Origin of the sequence: Microcoleus sp. B9-D4, assembly GCF_036705105.1 — a bacterium.
Taxonomy (GTDB): Bacteria; Cyanobacteriota; Cyanobacteriia; order Cyanobacteriales; family Microcoleaceae; genus Microcoleus.
This window is the reverse complement of the sequence record NZ_JAUBTS010000009.1, coordinates 63,090-80,214: the sequence shown is the minus strand read 5'-3', so window position 1 is coordinate 80,214 and position 17,125 is coordinate 63,090. Positions and strand designations below refer to the sequence as shown.

The following is a 17,125-nucleotide window of genomic DNA, read 5'->3' as shown; positions in this document are numbered from 1 at the left end:
TTGTATGTTGAGGGCGGGCTTACCGGCCCAACCCCTACTTCCCACAAGAGTGAAAATTTATTTTACCATGCAATTTAAATGCGGATTAGCTTATTTCCAGGGGGAAGTTTAGGTTAAAACTTTACCCCAGCGCAGCGTTACGAAGAACAAAGCAATTTCAAAACTCAAAAATTTTTGTCAACTTCCCCTCACCACTTTCCTAACATCGTGCCCTTAAGTCTCAATTCTTCTCGACTAACTAGAGCTTCGTAGTAATCGGGTTTGATTTCGAGGGCGACTCCGTAAGAGCTAATGGCATCTTGAGTTCGCTGCAATTTTTGCAAAACGTCGCCCCGCTGCGCCCAAGCTTCCCAGTTGTCTGGCTTGAGTTGAATTACTTGGTCAAAAGCGACGAGTGCTTGGGAATAGTTCTGCATTTCCCCTAGGATCAGACCTCGCTGTACCCAGCCTTGATAGTTGTCCGGCCAGACAGTAATTGCTCGATCGTATGATGCTAGAGCTTGTTCGTACTGCTGCAATTTTGACAAAGAGTTGCCGCGTTGTAACCACGCTTCAAAATTGTCGGGCACGATTTTAATTACGCGGTTGTAAGCTGCGACGGCTTCTTCGTAACGCTGCAATTTTTCCAGCGCTGCGCCTTGCTGCAACCCTACTTTTGATGTAATTTCTGCTTCTGAAGTCAGAGAGATTACTTTATCAAAACAGGCGATCGCTTCTTCGTATTGCTGTAATTTTTCCAAAGCTTCGCCTCGCAAGTTCCAAGCTTCTAGAAAATTACCTTCAATTTGTAGGGCATTGCTGTAAGCGATAATTGCCTCTTTGTAGCGTTCCAATCCTGCTAGGGCGATGCCTCTACCCAGCCAAGCTTCGGGAAAATTCGGATTAATTTGAACGGCTTGGTCAAAAGCAGCGATCGCCCCTTCAAAATCTCTCGATTCTGACAGTGTTTGACCACGCCCGATCCATGCTTCGGGATAAAAAGAATTAATTTGAATTGCCCGATCGAAACAAGCAATTGCCGCATCGGCCCACTGGTGTTTGAGGGCCATTCCTTTATAAAACCAAGCTTCGCAGTCGTTGGGCTGCATTTGCAGTACGCGATCGTAAGCTGTCACCGCTTCTGCATATTTGTGCAATTTTGCTGAAGCAATGCCCCGATTGAACCAAGCCAGACTATTTTGTGGTTGCAGTTGAATGGCGCGATCGTAAGAAGTTACAGCTTCAGCGTAGCGTTCGGTTTTCATCAAAGCCAAACCTCGGTTCAGCCAAGCTTCCCAGTTAGTCGGGACGAGTTTCAGCGCGCGCTCAAAAGCCGCCACGGCTTCAGGATAGCGCTCCGCTTGAACCAACACGTTGCCTTGCCGATACCACATGGCGGGCAAATTCGGATGAAGTTGGGTGGCTTTTTTGTAACAGGTTGCGGCTGCATCCCACTGCTGCAATTCCTCTAAAACTCTGCCCCGCTGATACCAACCTTCGTGCTTTTCTGAATTGATTTGAATTGCCGTGTCGAAAGCCGCGATCGCTTCTGAGTGATTTTGCAAACTTAACAGCCCTGTCCCGCGCAGCATCCAAGCCCAGTATTCTTCGGGATTAATTGCTGTAGCTCGATCGGCGCAGGCTACGGTTTCTGCGTAGGAGTGCAGTTGCTTGTAAGCTTTGCCCAGATTCAGCCACGCCCTGGCCCAGTCCGGCTTAATTTGAACCGCTTTTCCGTAGCAAAGGACTGCCGCTTCGTACCTTCCTGCGGCGTACAATCTATTGCCCCGATCGTAATCTGGAAATGCTGCAAAAATTCTTAAAATCGGCGGCAGCAGAGCTGGTTGGGGGTTTGAGGAGTTTTCAGGAGCCGAAGTCGAGAGGTCTGGCATACGCCTTGCACATAAAAAATTTAGTGGGATAACAAGCTTGCGGTCTTATATATTAACTTATGCTTTTCTTAATCTCGCTGCTGTTTTGAAACAAATTTAGCATATCAGGCTTGGTGCAACCAATCATTTTTACTTAATTATAGTAGGTATAAAATTATGCACCCTTCCCACTTTCGGTACACCCCTGTAAGATAGGGTCAGTCGATTTTCGATTTTCGATTTTCGATTTTCGATTGACAATCAAGCATCCAGGATACCCGCCACGTGATTCATCCGTCCAGAAATAAAAAACCTGTATCCGATGAAACTTGCCGAACGTATTTATCTCGCGCAAGTCAATGCTTAAATCTCAAATCTCAAATCTCAAATCTCAAATCTCAAATCGATTGACCGAAAGCATCCAGGATACAAGCAGATATGTCCTAATTCAGATTTCAAACCAAATTTAATATGTTAGAATTTCACGCGCTTTTAGATGTCACGGACTGTCATTGGGAGTCGATCAACTCGCAGCCGAATTATTGGTACGAAGGCCGTTGTCCTCAAACTGCCGAGCTGCTGAGACTGCCGCGCACTCGAATGTCCGAGGAGCTCGCGCGGGGTTTGATGCAGTACCTGGCGGCTGCCGGTGCCTACGATCGCGAAGGGAAGATGTACGGCATATTACTGGTGGAGATGCCTTCGGGGGAACAGGGGATACTCAAAGCATTTTCCGGGCTGCTGAATGGTTGCAGCATTGTTGAAGGCTGGGTGCCACCGATTCCGGGACGAGATCGTGTGGCTTTCGAGGAAGGCCGCACCTTAACTCAATTGGAGGTGATGAAACAGGAACTTATTGCACTGAATCAACTCCCGCAGCGACAAGAGTATGAAGGCTTAATTCGGGAGTTTGAAGTGCAAATGCAAGTTTTGAGCGATCGGCATCGCAATTCCAAGCTGCAGCGAGAAGAAAAACGCCAGTTACTGTGTCAAACTCTCACAGCAGAAACACTAGAAATTGCCCTGGAACAACTGAATCAAGAAAGCCGTTTGGAGAAAATTGAACGCAGACAATTGAAACGACAGCGGGATGAAACATTGCAGCCGCTAAAACAATTAATTGAAGCTGCGGATCGACGGATGCGGGCGCTAAAACAGCAGCGAAAAGAACTTTCCCGCGAACTTCAGACGCAAATGCACGCGGCTTACACTCTGATGAATTTTTTGGGGAAATCGATCTCGATCTCCTCATTGATGCCAACTAATTCTATTCCCACTGGCACCGGCGACTGTTGCGCGCCAAAATTGCTCCACTACGCGGCAGTACACAATCTGAAACCGCTGGCAATGGCTGAGTTTTGGTGGGGGCCGCCATCGGGGGATAAGATACAGGGAGAATTTTATGGTGCTTGTGGCGATCGGTGTCAGCCGTTGATGGGTTTTTTGCTGTCAGGATTGGATCAAAATCCGCTTGTTTCTAATAATATAAATGAGGGTTTTACGGGCGGGCTAGAAGCCCAACCCCTACTCCCCACAAATCATCATATTTATTGTGGAACGGGCATCTTGCCCGTTGCCGGCGGGCTAGAAGCCCAACCCCTACTCCCCACAAATCATCATATTTATTGTGGAACGGGCATCTTGCCCGTTGCCGGCGGGCTAGAAGCCCAACCCCTACTCCCCACAAATCATCATATTTCTTGTGGAACGGGCATCTTGCCCGTTACCGAAATGCTACCGATTATCTATGAAGACAAATGGTTGATTGCGGTCAATAAACCCTTTGGTTTGCTGTCAGTTCCAGGCCGTTATTTTGAGACTCAAGATAGTGTTTTCAGTCGTTTGCGTAACTTGTTACCGGATAGTTTTAATTTGACAGTCGTGCATCGTTTAGATTGGGAAACATCGGGAATTTTGCTCTTGGCGCGGGACAAAGAAACTAGCATTCAAGTCAGGCAGCAGTTTGCAAAAAAGCAGGTTCACAAAGTTTATGAAGCGGTGCTTTCGGGTACTGTAAAAATTGATGCGGGGACGATCGATCTCCCACTTTGGGGCGATCCCGAAAATCGCCCTTGCCAGCAAGTCAATTGGGAATGCGGAAAGCCCAGTGTTACTCGCTTTCAGGTAATGGCGAGGGAGGGAATTTGCGATCGCGTCGAGTTTTTGCCGCTGACGGGACGCACGCATCAATTGAGGGTTCATGCAGCGGATGTTCGAGGGTTGGGGATACCGATTTTGGGCGATCGACTTTACGGATGTCCGGATGCTGCGAAGCGGCTACACTTGCACGCGCGGGAACTTTCGTTTGAGCATCCGCAGTTGGGAGAAAGGTTATACCTACAGGCAGAAACACCATTTTAAGCTAAGGGCGATCGGGCAAGGATCAATATCTGTAGAATAACAAGTAATTGCTTCAGCATCCAGAGTTTTAGTTGAAATCTGTGCTAACACTAAGTCATAGTTTTATTGATTTAATCCTAAACGAGGCTGAAATATTACAGCTTTATCGCTACCGAGAGCGTTATCTAAATTAAGAGGATACTCTGTTAATTTTCGAGGAGCGATAACGAGATGGCTGACAATTTTTTTCATATTCATGTTTGTTTACCTAGCAGTAATTTTAGCAAGCAACATATTAGAGATACGCTTTGGGAACCCGATCGACTCTCAATTTTAGCTCTAACGTATAGCGGTTCTCAAAAAAGTGAGGTATGCCCTATGCCCTATGCCCTATGCCCTATGCCCTATGCCCTATGCCCTATGCCCTATGCCCTATGCCCTATGCCCAGGAGTACCTCATATGAGAGCTCGAAAGGCTATACAATAACTAATAACTAATAACCCACAACTACCACTGCGGCTCGGAAGCCATCAAAGCAGTCGCAGCCTCGCTGGGTAACGGCTTAGCAAAAAAATAACCCTGACCATATTCGCAGCCGATCGACCTCAACCTAGCTAATTGGGCCGCCGTCTCCACGCCCTCAGCAATCACATCCATACCCAAAGCATGAGCCAGCGTCACAATAGTCCGCACGATCGCCACATTCTCCCCCTCGCTTTCTATCTCCATTCGCCCCACAAACGACTTATCAACCTTCAAAGTATCCGTAGGAAAGCGGCTCAAATAACTCAACGACGAATAACCAGTGCCAAAATCATCAATTCCCAACTTGACATTAAGCTCCTTCATGTGCTTTAAAACCGCGATCGCCGACTCCACATCATCCATCACCACACTCTCAGTAATCTCCAACTTCAAACTCTCGGCACTCAAACCCGTTGCCCCCAAAATAGCCTGAATGCGATCGACCAAATCCGGCTGGGCAAACTGCTTCCCAGATAAATTTACACTCATAATCAAAGGTTGATCAAAATCAAACATTCCCTCCCAAAGCCCCAACTGCCGGCAAGCCTCCTCCAACACCCACTCACCCAGCGGCACAATTGCCCCCGTTTCCTCAGCCACCGGAATAAACTTCATCGGTGGAATCAAACCCCGCAGCGGGTGTTGCCAGCGTACCAAAGCCTCAAACCCAATAATCCTCCCGCTTGCCAAAGATACAAACGGCTGGTAGTGCAGCAAAAATTCCCGACGCTTGAGGGCCATCCGCAAATCAGTTTCCAACTGCAACCTCTCCACCGCCAAATCGTGCATCGAAGCATTAAACACCTGATACCTTCCCGTCCCCAAAGCCTTCGCCCGGTACATCGCCGTGTGGGCGTCCCGCAGCAAGTGTTCGGGCTGTTCGCTGACATTAGCAGCGGGTTCGCCCCCGATGGCAATCCCGATGCTTGCCGTCACAAACACCTCCTGCCCCTTCAACTCAAAAGGCACAATTAAAGCTTGGTGAATTCGAGTGGCCAAATCCACCGCACTAGCAACATCAACATTCCTCACCAAAATCGCAAAATCATCACCCCCCACCCGCGCCACAGTATCTGCACGGCCAATACTTGCCCTCAACCGCAGCACCACCCCCATCAGCAGTTCATCCCCCACCAAATGACCCAAAGAATCATTAATCACCTTAAACCTGTCTAAATCCAGAAACAGCACCGCAAACAGATAGCTGCGGCGGCCCCTAGTATTGGCGATCGCCCGCCCCAAGCAATCCACGAACAAATCCCGGTTGGGCAAACCCGTCAGAGAATCGTGAAAAGCATCGTAAAGCTTCCTGTAAGCACTGACACCCACACCAGTCACCACCAAACCTAAAGCCGGCGACACCAGTGGCACCCACCCGCCCCCAGTAAAAATCCCAAAACTAATCCCCAACAAACCCATCAACGCCACACCCCCAGCCAATCCCGCCCTCCCAGGGTGCTGAATCCGCCAAGCCACAACCCCGCCAACGATCGCCCAAGCAGCGTTCCACAAAATTTCCGCCCATTCCGGCCACACCCAAAACAGCGATCGTGCATCCAAAACCGCACTCAATATTTGGCTGAGCATTTGCGCGTGCAGCAACACCCCCGGCATTTTCGGACTTTGCTTTTTAACCGGGCTGTAAGGCGTCAAAAACAAATCTCTGGTACTCGGTGCCGTCGTCCCGATCAACACAATCTTGTCCTTAACCCAGCTTGGTTCAATTTCTCCCTTCAATACCTGCCTGATACTGACTTGTCGCGCCACCTCGTTCGCAGAACGGTATTTGAGCAGAATTTGGTAGCCTTTGGCGTCGAGATTTGCATAGCCGCCACTGTCAGAAGTTAAAGGCACAAATTCTGCCTTTCCCCAGTCGATTTGGTGGGGATGAACAGGGCTATTCTTCTGCTGTACTCTGTCTTTGAGATACAGCAAAGCCACTTGCACAGAAAACGATAAAGCAATCTTTTTATCTGGTTGCGAGACTGAGAGCAAATTGCGGCGTACAACGCCATCAGGATCGAGCACGAAGTCGTTAAAACCAACCCGATCAGGCGGTATCCCCGGAGGCGCCGGCACTCCCTGACTTTCTGAATCGCTCAATTTATAGATCGCCACAACATTCGGTGCTTTCAGCGCGGCCAGCAATTCTTGGTGTCCCGGCGCTTGAGGCAAATCCCGGTACAAATCCAAACCGATGACTTTTGGCTGATACTTTTGCAGTTTTGTCAAGGTTTGAGCGATCGTCTTGTCGGAAATCGGAAATCTCCCCAAAGCTTGAATATCGGCTTCAGAAATTTCCACTACCAGCAGCCGCGGATCGGAACCCGCATCTGGCTGCAAGCGCACTAACGAGTCAAAACTCCCCAATTCCCAGCTTTGCAGGCCTCCCAACTGCCGAACTCCCATATTCAGCAGCGTTACAGTCGCGCCCACAAGCATTGCAGGCAAAATCCTGACCCGTCGGTTTTGAGAACTCAGGTTGAGGCCAGTTGCCACAGACATGACATATCGAAGATTTCGAGAGAATTTGGCAGTCACAGAAAAAATATGTCGGTGCAAATTAGCTTTGCACAAGTCTGTTCTTACAGAATTGAGCTTAATATGAGATTGATTGTAATTTTTTCAGAACTTGTGCCACCACCGAGTTTCTTTAAGCTAATTACTCGATGCAGGCAAAGTATTTCTCGAATGGGAACCGGGTTTTTGAAGATTTGCCGACAAATCCTGTCTTTCATTGCTTGTTTCCCCAAATTCGCACAAGCGTTAAAATTTAGTCGATCGAACTTTCAGGATATTTTTGAGATGATGGCGAATCAACTTCCGATTCCGGTGATTGTTAACGGTGCTGCAGGCAAAATGGGCCGCGAAGTAATTAAGGCGATCGCCCATGCTAGTGACATGACCTTATTTGGGGCTGTAGACCGCTCTCCTGAGTCCCTCCACGCCGATGCCGGGGAATTAGCCGGATGCGGCCCGTTAGAAGTTCCCATCACTGACGACTTGCAAGGAATGCTGGTATTAGCAGCTCAGGAAAAGCAGTTAGGCGTGATGGTAGATTTTACGCACCCTTCGTCAGTTTATGAAAACGTGCGATCGGCCATAGCTTACGGCATTCGCCCAGTAGTCGGCACTACTGGCTTGAGCAGCGAGCAAATTCAAAAATTAGCTGAATTTGCCGATAAAGCGAGCATCGGGTGTTTGATCATACCCAATTTCTCGATCGGCATGGTTTTGCTCCAACAAGCCGCCGTCACGGCATCTCAGTATTTTGAACACGTAGAAATTATCGAGCTCCACCACAATCAAAAAGCCGACGCCCCCAGCGGTACGGCAATTCAAACTGCCCAAATGCTAGCAGAAATGGGAAAAACTTTCAATCTGCCTGAAGTTGAGGAAACGGAAAAATTAGCCGGTGCTCGGGGTTCAGTGGCCGATGAAGGGATTCGCATTCACAGCATCCGTTTACCCGGTTTAATTGCCCACCAAGAGGTAATTTTTGGTGGCGCCGGTCAAGTTTATACTTTACGACACGATACGAGTGATCGCGCTTGTTATATGCCAGGAGTATTGCTGTCTATACGCAAAGTCCTTGAATTGCGATCGCTCGTTTACGGCCTGGAAAAAATACTGTAGGTAATTGGTAATTGGTAATTGGTAATTGGTAACTTGTTACTACTGCCAACTGCCAACTGCCAACTGCCAACTGCCAACTGCCAACTGCCAACTGACTAATTATGCTAATTCCCTTAACCCGCGAAACCTTTCAAGAACTAATTCCCGCCGTCGCCACGGGAGCGCAATACAAATATATCTGGGGAAAACCGCCCGATTTTTTGAGGCGAATGTTAATATCTGCAGTCAGCGTAGTTTTCCTCCTGGTAGTTTATAACTTCGCCGGTTCCGATGTCGCGCCGCTAGTTTTAATCACCGGATTGATAGCTGGTTTGTACTGGCTGTGGGGGCCAATTCTGTGGGCGAGTTTGCGGAATGCAGAATGTCGCAAATATCAATACTGCGGTTTTTGGCAAGGACGAGTTTTGGATATATATATTACAGATGAAGTCACAAGTCAAGAAGAAACAGTCAATCAAAAAGGACAACTCGTAATAGTTGACAACCTAGAACCGCGCATCAACTTAGAAGTTGGTGACAAAACCGGATTTACTACTACACTTCGAGCTCCATTGCGGAAGGATCACCAAGGAATTGTCCCCGGCCAAGCTGCTTTAATGTTAATTATGTCAAATCAAGAAGATTTAGGCAGAATTGCCAAAGTTTCAGATATTTATATTCCCAGCCGTGACGTGTGGGTGAGCGACTATCCTTATTTACGCAGAGATTTGTTTGTCGAGATGAGCCAGCAAATTAAAAAAGGTAGGAAAAAAGACCGAGAGCGAGATAATGACAATAGAAGCACAAAAAGGAGATCGTCCGCTGATTATTAATCTGGGACTTATGCACGGGTGCGTGGGCAGAAACCGGGTTTTGGGGAGATACTTGGTTGTAGTCGCAAATTAAGGTGAAAAACCCGGTTTCTCGGAACTCATATCAATTCCGTTATTATAGGAATGACAAGCGAGGAGACGGCACTGCCGTGTCCTAAATTTTGGCTAATAATTCCGATGCAACCGGAAACGATCTCACAGATAGAATGACTACTGACTACTGACTACTGACTACTGACTGCTGACTTCTCGATCAACTGTTCCCCTCTTGGCCGTAAGCTTGCCAAGCCAAATCTACCAGCCCGTTAACAATAGCCACAGCCACCACCGCAGAGCCCTTGCGGCCCTCAATCCGAATGTGAGGAATCATCGAATCATGCAGCCGCGACTTAGCCACGTCCACCCCCACAAACCCAGAAGGAGTGCCAATCACTAAAGCCGGCCGAATTTCCTCAGATTCAATCAAATCTACGATCGCCGACAAAGCAGTTTGAGCCTGGCCCACCACAAAAATCCCTTCAGGATAGCGTCTTGCCAAAGTTTCAATCCCCCAAGCCGCCCGCGTCCTTTCCTTTTGGGGCCGCGTCAAAGCCTCCATCGAACAGTAAACCGGATTCGCAAAGGTACTTTGGATTTGTGGCGTAATGCCCACCTGCACCATCGGCACATCTACCACGATCGTAGTCCGAGCAGCCAAAGCCGCCGCCCCAGCCTGCAAAGCCTGATCGGAAAAACTAATTAAAGACTTGTACTCAAAATCAGCAGTAGCATAAATCACGCGGCGGACTATTTCGTACTCCGCCGCTGAAAAACCGTGGTCGCCAATTTCGTTATCGATTAATCCCAGACTCTGGGCATCGCTTACGTGCCATTCCATTTGTTGGATAGCTGTCGCCTGTGAGTTGTCAGGTATCAGCTTACCAGCTTTTAGTCATTGGTCAACAGTTAACTGTTGACTGTTGACTGTTGACTGTTGTCACTTGGCTGTTGACTGTTGACTGTTGACTGTTGTCACTTGGCTGCCAACTGACAACTAAGTTTCCGATGACGAAGAAGATTTGCCCAACACCGGAGTCAGGAAGGCCACCAAAACTCCGATCGCAAAACCGGACACATTCCGAACCACAGGCAACCAGTCAGAAGTCCGAGTCACCACCGGCCCAAGTCCGAAAGCGAAAAACAGAATGCCCCACAGCGGCGAAAAAATCAGCGCCCACTGCCAAGCCACCACCTGTCCCGGCTTCCGAGGCTGAGCGGCAAACCCGCAGATGACGCCGCCAACCACCGACGTAATTAAGGTTAGAACCCACTGTTCCCTCGGCAAACCGGGAACCACGCGGCATCCGCCCTGACGCAAACAGCCTTCTATCGACTCCAAAGATTCAATGATCGCTCGATCTTCCCCATTGTCCCGCACAAAAAATTGATTACCGTAGCGGGTTTGCAGTTCCACCCAAAAAGTGCGCGGCAGCAGCGGATACAGCGAGTCGCCCACATTAAAATTGAGCAAATTGCCCCCTCGGGGGTCAGCAACTAATAACACACTCTTGTCATCTAGCCCCCAATAGCTTTTGACAGCCAAACCGGGCGTGCGATCGTACTGAGTCAGCACTCGCAATTTCCAACCGGTTTCGGCTTCAAATGCCTTTAAATTTTTTGCCAAACTTTGTTCTTCAATATCCGTAAGGGCTTTAGCTAAGTCAATGATCGGCGTCTGAGTTGACGGCAACAAATCGGGATTATTGAAAGCGTGGGCCGCAGGTGCGATCGTCCACACGGACAAAGCCAGAAAAAATGCGGCAACAGAGGCTAGAAATTTTCGCGGGAAAAGCTGTGACATAGGAACTTATAATCCGGGTCTTAATTGTGAATGCTAGCTGGCGGTTTTAACCAAAGGATAAGAGAAAACTCATTTTTCTTTACAATTATTTACTTTACAGGAAGCCGAGAGCAAGGGGAAGGAAAAAATAGTTTTTGAGAAAGGGGGATGGGGAGGGGGGGAGGGGGAGAGGGGGAGAGGGGGAAGGGGGAGAAATTAGCGATCGAGCTCATCAAGGGGGTGAGTAAAATCGAAAATCGACTGCATCCCCCAATCGAAAATCTAAAATCGAAAATCGAAAATCGACTGCATCCCCCAATCAAAAATCGAAAATCTAAAATCTAAAATTGATTTGGTTTTGCCCCAACCCCCTCACAGAGAAGCCGATCGCGATCGCTCACATTAGGATTAGTTCTCAGATAATCTCCCACCCAATCGCAGCCCCTCACCAGCAAATCGTCAAGATCCAAATTCCACAAAATCACCCGATTATCCCGGCCCGCAGAAGCCAGAACCTTCCCATCCGGGCTAAAACTCACGCTCATCACGCTATCCTTGTGACCCGTCAAAGTTTTCAGCAAAGTCCCGCTGCGACTCCACAGTTTCACCTTATGATCGTAACTACCCGAAGCAACCAACAAACCATCCGGGCTAAAAGCAACGCTAGTCACGCTGTCGCTAGAACCCTTCAGCAGCGTCGCCACCAAAGTCCCATCTACCTTCCACAATTTCACCGAATTGTCGTAACCAGCCGAAGCCAGCATTTTGCCATCAGGGCTAAAAGCAACCCCCAACACAAAACTGTTGTGAGCTCCTTCAAAAGTTCTTAGCAAACGACCATCCCGATTCCAGAGTTTGAGAGTACCATCATCGCTGGCAGAAGCCAGCATCGAGCCGTCGGGACTGAAAGTCACCCCAGTCACCCAGCCTGTGTGTCCCGTCAAAGTCTTAATCAACCTGCCGTTTCTAGTCCAGAGTTTCACAGTCTTATCCTTGCTAGCCGTTGCCAGAACCTCGCTGTCGGGGCTAAAACTCACGCTCATCACGCTGTCGGCGTGGCCGTCGATAGTGAACAGCACAGAAGGCGAACACGGGAATAGGGGAGCCGAAGGACAAGGGAGAATATTATTCATGCCATCTTCTGTCAAACTCCAGACTTTCACCGTTTTGTCGTAACTCCCAGAAGCAAGTAGCTGGCCGTCGGGGCTGAAACTGACGCTGGCGACTCTCTGAGTGTGTCCTTCCAAGGTTTCCAGCAAAACCCCCGTGCGGCTCCAGAGTTTGATAGTGTTGTCCGTAGAAGCAGAAGCCAGCCTTTGGCCGTCGGGGCTAAAACTCACGCCTTGCACCCGGTTTTGGTGTCCGTCGAGGGTTTTGAGCGGCACGTCATCGAGTCGCCACAGCCTGATAGTTTTGTCAAAACTTGCCGAAGCCAAGGTTTTGCCTTCGGGGCTAAAACTCACCTGAGTAACTCGATCGGCGTGTCCCTCAAAAGTTCTCAGTAAGCGACTCTCTGGTTTAATGTTGCTAGCATCGGTTGGGCGTTTGTCGCCAACACCAGCCAGACTCCAGAGTTTGACAGTCCCGTCTGCACTTCCAGAAGCAAGTGTTTGACCGTCGGGGGAGAAACTGACACCAAATACCCACTTGCTGTGTCCCCGCAAAGTTGTTAGCAGTTCACCTTTTTTTGCTTGTGTTGAATTTTCTGTTGGTGGGTGTTTTAGTGCAGCTAGGCTCCAGATTTTCACCGTTTTATCTTCACCCGCACTGGCGATCGTTTCACCATCGGGGGAGAAACTGACGGTGTAAATTTTCGAGGGTTGTCTGTTTTCGCTGTGCCACAAATTAGCGATTAACTTACCGTCAGAACTCCACAGTTTCACAGTACCGTCATCGCTCGCCACAGCGATTATTTTGCCGTCGCGGCTGAAGCTTAGCCAATTTACGGGAGCAAATTGTTCGATCGTCCGCAGCAGCGTGCCATCGGTTTTCCAAAGTTTGATAGTTTTATCTGTAGAGCCACTGGCGATCGTTTGACCATCAGGGCTAAAAGCAACGCTGGTAACGCTATTAGTATGCCCGTTGAAAGTGGCCAGCAAACTGCCGTCTGTTTGCCAAATTTTGACAGTTTTATCTAAACTTGCCGAGGCTATGGTTTTGTTTTCGGGACTGAACGCGACAGAGGAGACGCTGTTAGTGTGGCCTTTGAAAGTTGCCAGCAAACTCCCGTCGCGCCGCCAAAGTTTGACGGTTTTATCTACACTGGAAGAAGCTATTGTCTCGCCGTCTGGACTGAAGCTAAGACCCCAAACTACATCGCCGTGTCCTTCCAAGCGGTTGCGTTCTTTAACTCCATAAACTGCCTGCTGGAGGGCAGCAGAAATCAGAATTTCGGTGTCTTTAAGAGTATACATTTGTTGGGAGTGTTCGATCTGTTTCCACTTTTTGCCAGCTCTCAAACTTTCCATCATGGCGTCAAATTTGTTGTTTGAGAAATAAAGTGCTTCCGAAGCGGCTGTCAGGGTACTGATTTCCGCTCGCTGAGTTTGAGCGACAGCTAGCTGTTTTTGACCCACAGCCCGCCACCAAAAGTTTACGGCGGCGATGGTGGAACTGGTTAGCAGCATGACGCCGATCACTGCTACTCCCAGCAGTTGTTTGAGAAAAGTATTGGCTCGGTAGAGCTGTGCTTGACTCATTTTTTTATCTGCTTCTGCTTTATGCAGTCGGGCTTCTAAGCCGAATCTTTGGCGGATTGGTCGCACTAAATAGTCGTGTACCAATTGATAGCGGTCTTCGGGCGCTTCCCGTAGCAGAAATAGCAAACCGTGACCAACTAAAATGTCTAAAATTAAGTCGAGGTTGTCGGTTTTCTTTTGTCGGTTTTCAGGGTATGCAGCGAACTGTCGCGGTAGGGAAATTCTGTTTTTGCCGATCGCCGATAATTCGGTTTCGCGGGCATCGGCCGGCTGCTGACCTGTAACTAACGAGAGTTCGTGTTTGGTTTTTATCAGTCTAACGCCTCTTTCATCTGTCAGGGAAAACAAGATTTTCCAAGCTGCGTCTTCGTTAACGGGCCCGCAGTCAGAGATGACTCTTTCGAGCGATCGTTTCACTAATTCCGCTTTGGGATTGTCCCCCAATTGCTGGTATTGTGCTAGACTGGTAATACCTTCTTCTTGCAGTTGCGCTCCTACTACCTGCAATTCGATTGGTCGCACTTCTTGCAGTTCGTCTGCTAAATCTTCTACGAAGGCATCGATCAGTGCCGGCTCTAAATAAAATTCCGCCCGTTCTGTTAAGTGTCCGATGACAGCCCGCGCGTCTTTGATAGAAAAACTCCGCAGTTGGTAGCGGATGCTTTTGTCGAGAATATTATTGTTAATAGCATCAAGATTTGGGAAGCGATCGCAATCTAGTAAGTAGTGCAAATAATCTTCGCGCAAGCACAGAATTATTTTGACATAAGGCAAGTTCAAAAACAAACGCAAAAAATTATAAAAAAGTTGTCTTTGTGCCACAGAAGTCGAAACAAAGAAAAACTCTTCAAATTGATCGAAAATCAGCACAGTTAACAAATTATTTGTGGCATTTTCGCGCAACTGTTCTATAATAAAAGAAGAGACTTCCGAGCTGCGAGCAGGAATAACCGAGCAACTTTTTTTGTGGATTTCCTGTAGTCCTTTCGAGATTAATTTACTTTCCTCTTCGGCTTGTTTGTCGTACAGTGCGCTGTTCAAAGCATTTTCTAACTCCACCAGCCAGTCGGTGTAAACTTTGACTACTACGGGCAATGTATCCCGCGCACCCGGAGTAATATTTTTCAAAGCTGGTACTAAGCCGGCATTGACTAGAGAACTTTTCCCGACTCCGCTGGGCCCGTGAATAATAGTTAATTTATGGTCGTCCCTGCTAATTCTTTCTAGCAAGCTATTGATATCTGTTTGGCGCGAGTAAGCTGTCATGGAGGCTGCGATGGCAGCTTGGTTTTGAGCTGAGGGGCCTGAAGGATTGACGGCTTGGCGCTGCTGCTGCAATTGGCTGGCTCCGATAAAAGCTCTAAATCCGTATTGATATTCGATCGAACGCTGGGTTTTTTTAATCCGAAACGCTTTAAGATACTCTCCCTGCTCGAAATAAACCGCTTGCAATTCCGTCAAAATATCGATGTAAAGTCGGGGGTCGTACTTCGGCTCGCTTTGAGATTGAGCCAACTCCAAAGAATGAACCGCCGCTTCCCACTGGCCTAGCTGCCGCAAACTTCGGGCTAAAAGTAAAAGATACGAACTCCTGTCGGATTTGGGATGTTGGATTTTAGATTTGGGTTCGTTACTTAACTCATTAGGGCCCAGAAATTCTGGATAATTTCCCTCAAACCCCAATCTCAAATCTTCAATCAGCAATCTCAAATCATGAGGCGTTTGATCCAAAATTGCCAAAGCCAACTCTGCTAGCTGGCGGGCTTGACTCCACCTCGACTCTTGCAGGGCAACTTCAGCCAAAAAGCCGTAATCTTGAGCTAGTTGGCTGGGAGTACCGTAAGTGAAGTGCAACTGCAAAGAATTTTCAGCTAATGCTTGCAACTCTCCCCAAGCTTTCAGGCGCTGCAGCACTTCTCCGAGGTGTGCTGTCACCTCAGCTACCAATTCCGGGCGTGAGGCCAGGGAGAAAGCGTTTCTAGATTGTTCCAGGCTAATCCAAGCTTGTTCCCAGTGCTGGCGGTTGGCAACCGGGTTTCTGGCTGCTTGCAAGCGGTGACACAGGGCTATGTGAAACAGCACTATGCCTTCTCTCTCTAAAAATAAAATTTTGGGGACAGGATTCGACAAGGAGGAGAAGGTTTCTGGGTTTTCGGAATGTTCCAACTTTTCCAGTTCCCAGTGGCCCGTTTTCTGCTGCCAAAATACTAAACTTTCTTGGTAGTGAATTAAGGCAGTTTCGGTTTGGTCGCTGACATAGTAATCTCGACCGAGAACGAATTGCAGGCTGGCTTTGAGGGCGGGTTCTAATTCTTCACCGCGATTTTGTAAATCTCTTAAAGCTAATTCTAGTTCTCGGCGTGGCAAAGAGCCGATCGCCAAATCGAAGGTATTGCCGGGACTCAACGGCGAATACGAGTGGATATCTGATTGTCGTCGGTTTTGAGGCTCTGAGTTAAAAGTTAGAAAGCGTTCTCCAGGGCTGATTTCGCGCTCCAGGCCGCGTTTTTCGCACTGGGTTTCGCAGGTCTCACAATTAGCGATGGTGCTGACGTTGCTACTGGCGAGTTCTTGATTGAGTTCGCCTATTTTAAATATAGTATCGGCCCGCCTAGCGAGGAAATTAATTAATTCGTCAACACCCATTTCAAATTTAATTGTGGCGGCAGCCCAACTTTTGAAATCCGGGGCCAGACGAATCATTTTGGTTACGATGTCATCTGTTACCCACAAAATTACTGGGCAGGAAAAATTTTTGCGAAATTCGTCTCGCACTTGATTGGTAGAAGCCATCAGTTCGTCGATCGCTACTACTGTTTCTAAACCGAATACCATCAAAGCCGAGGCGGCACCGACAGGCGAGTACCCCTCGTGGAAAGTGCTTGAGAGCAGAGTCGTGTAGAGGGTTTTAACTGAAGGTGGCAGGACGAGATCTTGAATTGGAACTGGGGACACTTCTCGCAGCCGCTGCGCTATTTGCTGCCGCAACTGCTCGTAGTTGCAGCGCACCAAAATTAGCGAGAATTGGTGTTGAGACATTGTGATGGACCTGACCAGAGTTTTGAGCGATCGCTCGTTGTAGTTGGCAGTTTCTTGTACCTTAATTAGATCGGTCATGGGTGCACCTCTTTTGCATAAATCAATTACCTAACCCTCGCCACTCCTGACAAAAAGCGTATTTCTACAGAGATACCCGTCTCTGTAGGGCGCTTTCTCTCTGTATAAATACGTAGTTTTCCGTACTTCTCCTATCAATACTTACATAGTTATTAGAGCCAATGTAAAGATATCATACCTTTCAATCTCAGAGAATGCTAGACTTCCCAATAAAAATTTAATGTCACCTTAGATTTTTTGATTCAGCTATATATAAAGGACTACCGATCATAAATAGCCAACTGCTAAGTTCACAATCATACCGACGGCTAGCTATTAGTAAACAA

Annotated in this window: 9 protein-coding genes; 3 read left to right on the top strand and 6 right to left on the bottom strand. The window is 48.2% G+C overall.

Features of this window, described 5'->3' with window-relative positions:
• Nucleotides 1–188: 188 nt before the first annotated feature.
• The gene (locus QUB24_RS08115) at nt 189–1,871 is read right to left on the bottom strand and encodes a tetratricopeptide repeat protein (RefSeq protein ID WP_333152269.1); all 1,683 of its coding nucleotides are present in this window, start codon (nt 1,869–1,871) and stop codon (nt 189–191) included.
• 450 nt (nt 1,872–2,321) lie between these two features.
• Between QUB24_RS08115 and QUB24_RS08110 the strand changes: the two genes are divergently transcribed.
• Nucleotides 2,322–4,211: a pseudouridine synthase gene (locus QUB24_RS08110; protein WP_333152267.1), complete on the top strand. Its 1,890-nt coding sequence runs from the start codon at nt 2,322–2,324 to the stop codon at nt 4,209–4,211.
• A gap of 102 nt (nt 4,212–4,313) precedes the next feature.
• On the opposite strand, the gene QUB24_RS08105 is transcribed toward QUB24_RS08110, so the two are convergent.
• Both QUB24_RS08105 and QUB24_RS08100 read right to left on the bottom strand, forming a co-directional pair.
• Entirely contained in the window at nt 4,314–4,448 is a 135-nt protein-coding gene (locus QUB24_RS08105; RefSeq protein WP_333152265.1) for a DUF6883 domain-containing protein, read from the bottom strand.
• 250 nt (nt 4,449–4,698) lie between these two features.
• Nucleotides 4,699–7,221: an EAL domain-containing protein gene (locus QUB24_RS08100; protein ID WP_333152262.1), complete on the bottom strand. Its 2,523-nt coding sequence runs from the start codon at nt 7,219–7,221 to the stop codon at nt 4,699–4,701.
• A 303-nt stretch (nt 7,222–7,524) separates the two neighbouring features.
• Here QUB24_RS08100 and dapB point away from each other — a divergent pair, with 303 nt between their 5' ends.
• Together dapB and QUB24_RS08090 are read left to right on the top strand one after the other, a co-directional pair.
• A complete protein-coding gene (gene dapB, locus QUB24_RS08095; RefSeq protein ID WP_333152384.1) occupies nt 7,525–8,352 on the top strand; it encodes a 4-hydroxy-tetrahydrodipicolinate reductase in 828 nt (275 codons plus the stop codon).
• A gap of 101 nt (nt 8,353–8,453) precedes the next feature.
• Nucleotides 8,454–9,164: a phosphate ABC transporter permease gene (locus tag QUB24_RS08090; protein WP_333152260.1), complete on the top strand. Its 711-nt coding sequence runs from the start codon at nt 8,454–8,456 to the stop codon at nt 9,162–9,164.
• A 253-nt stretch (nt 9,165–9,417) separates the two neighbouring features.
• Here QUB24_RS08090 and QUB24_RS08085 read toward each other — a convergent pair whose 3' ends face one another.
• The 3 genes from QUB24_RS08085 to QUB24_RS08075 form a co-directional block, all read right to left on the bottom strand.
• Nucleotides 9,418–10,041, bottom strand: coding sequence for a precorrin-8X methylmutase (locus QUB24_RS08085; protein ID WP_333152258.1), 624 nt, complete (start codon nt 10,039–10,041; stop codon nt 9,418–9,420).
• A gap of 156 nt (nt 10,042–10,197) precedes the next feature.
• Complete coding sequence (locus QUB24_RS08080; RefSeq protein WP_333152256.1) at nt 10,198–11,004, bottom strand: TPM domain-containing protein; 807 nt, start codon at nt 11,002–11,004, stop codon at nt 10,198–10,200.
• Between the two features lie 320 nt (nt 11,005–11,324).
• The gene (locus QUB24_RS08075; protein WP_333152254.1) at nt 11,325–16,799 is read right to left on the bottom strand and encodes a WD40 domain-containing protein; all 5,475 of its coding nucleotides are present in this window, start codon (nt 16,797–16,799) and stop codon (nt 11,325–11,327) included.
• Between the last annotated feature and the right edge of the window lie 326 nt (nt 16,800–17,125).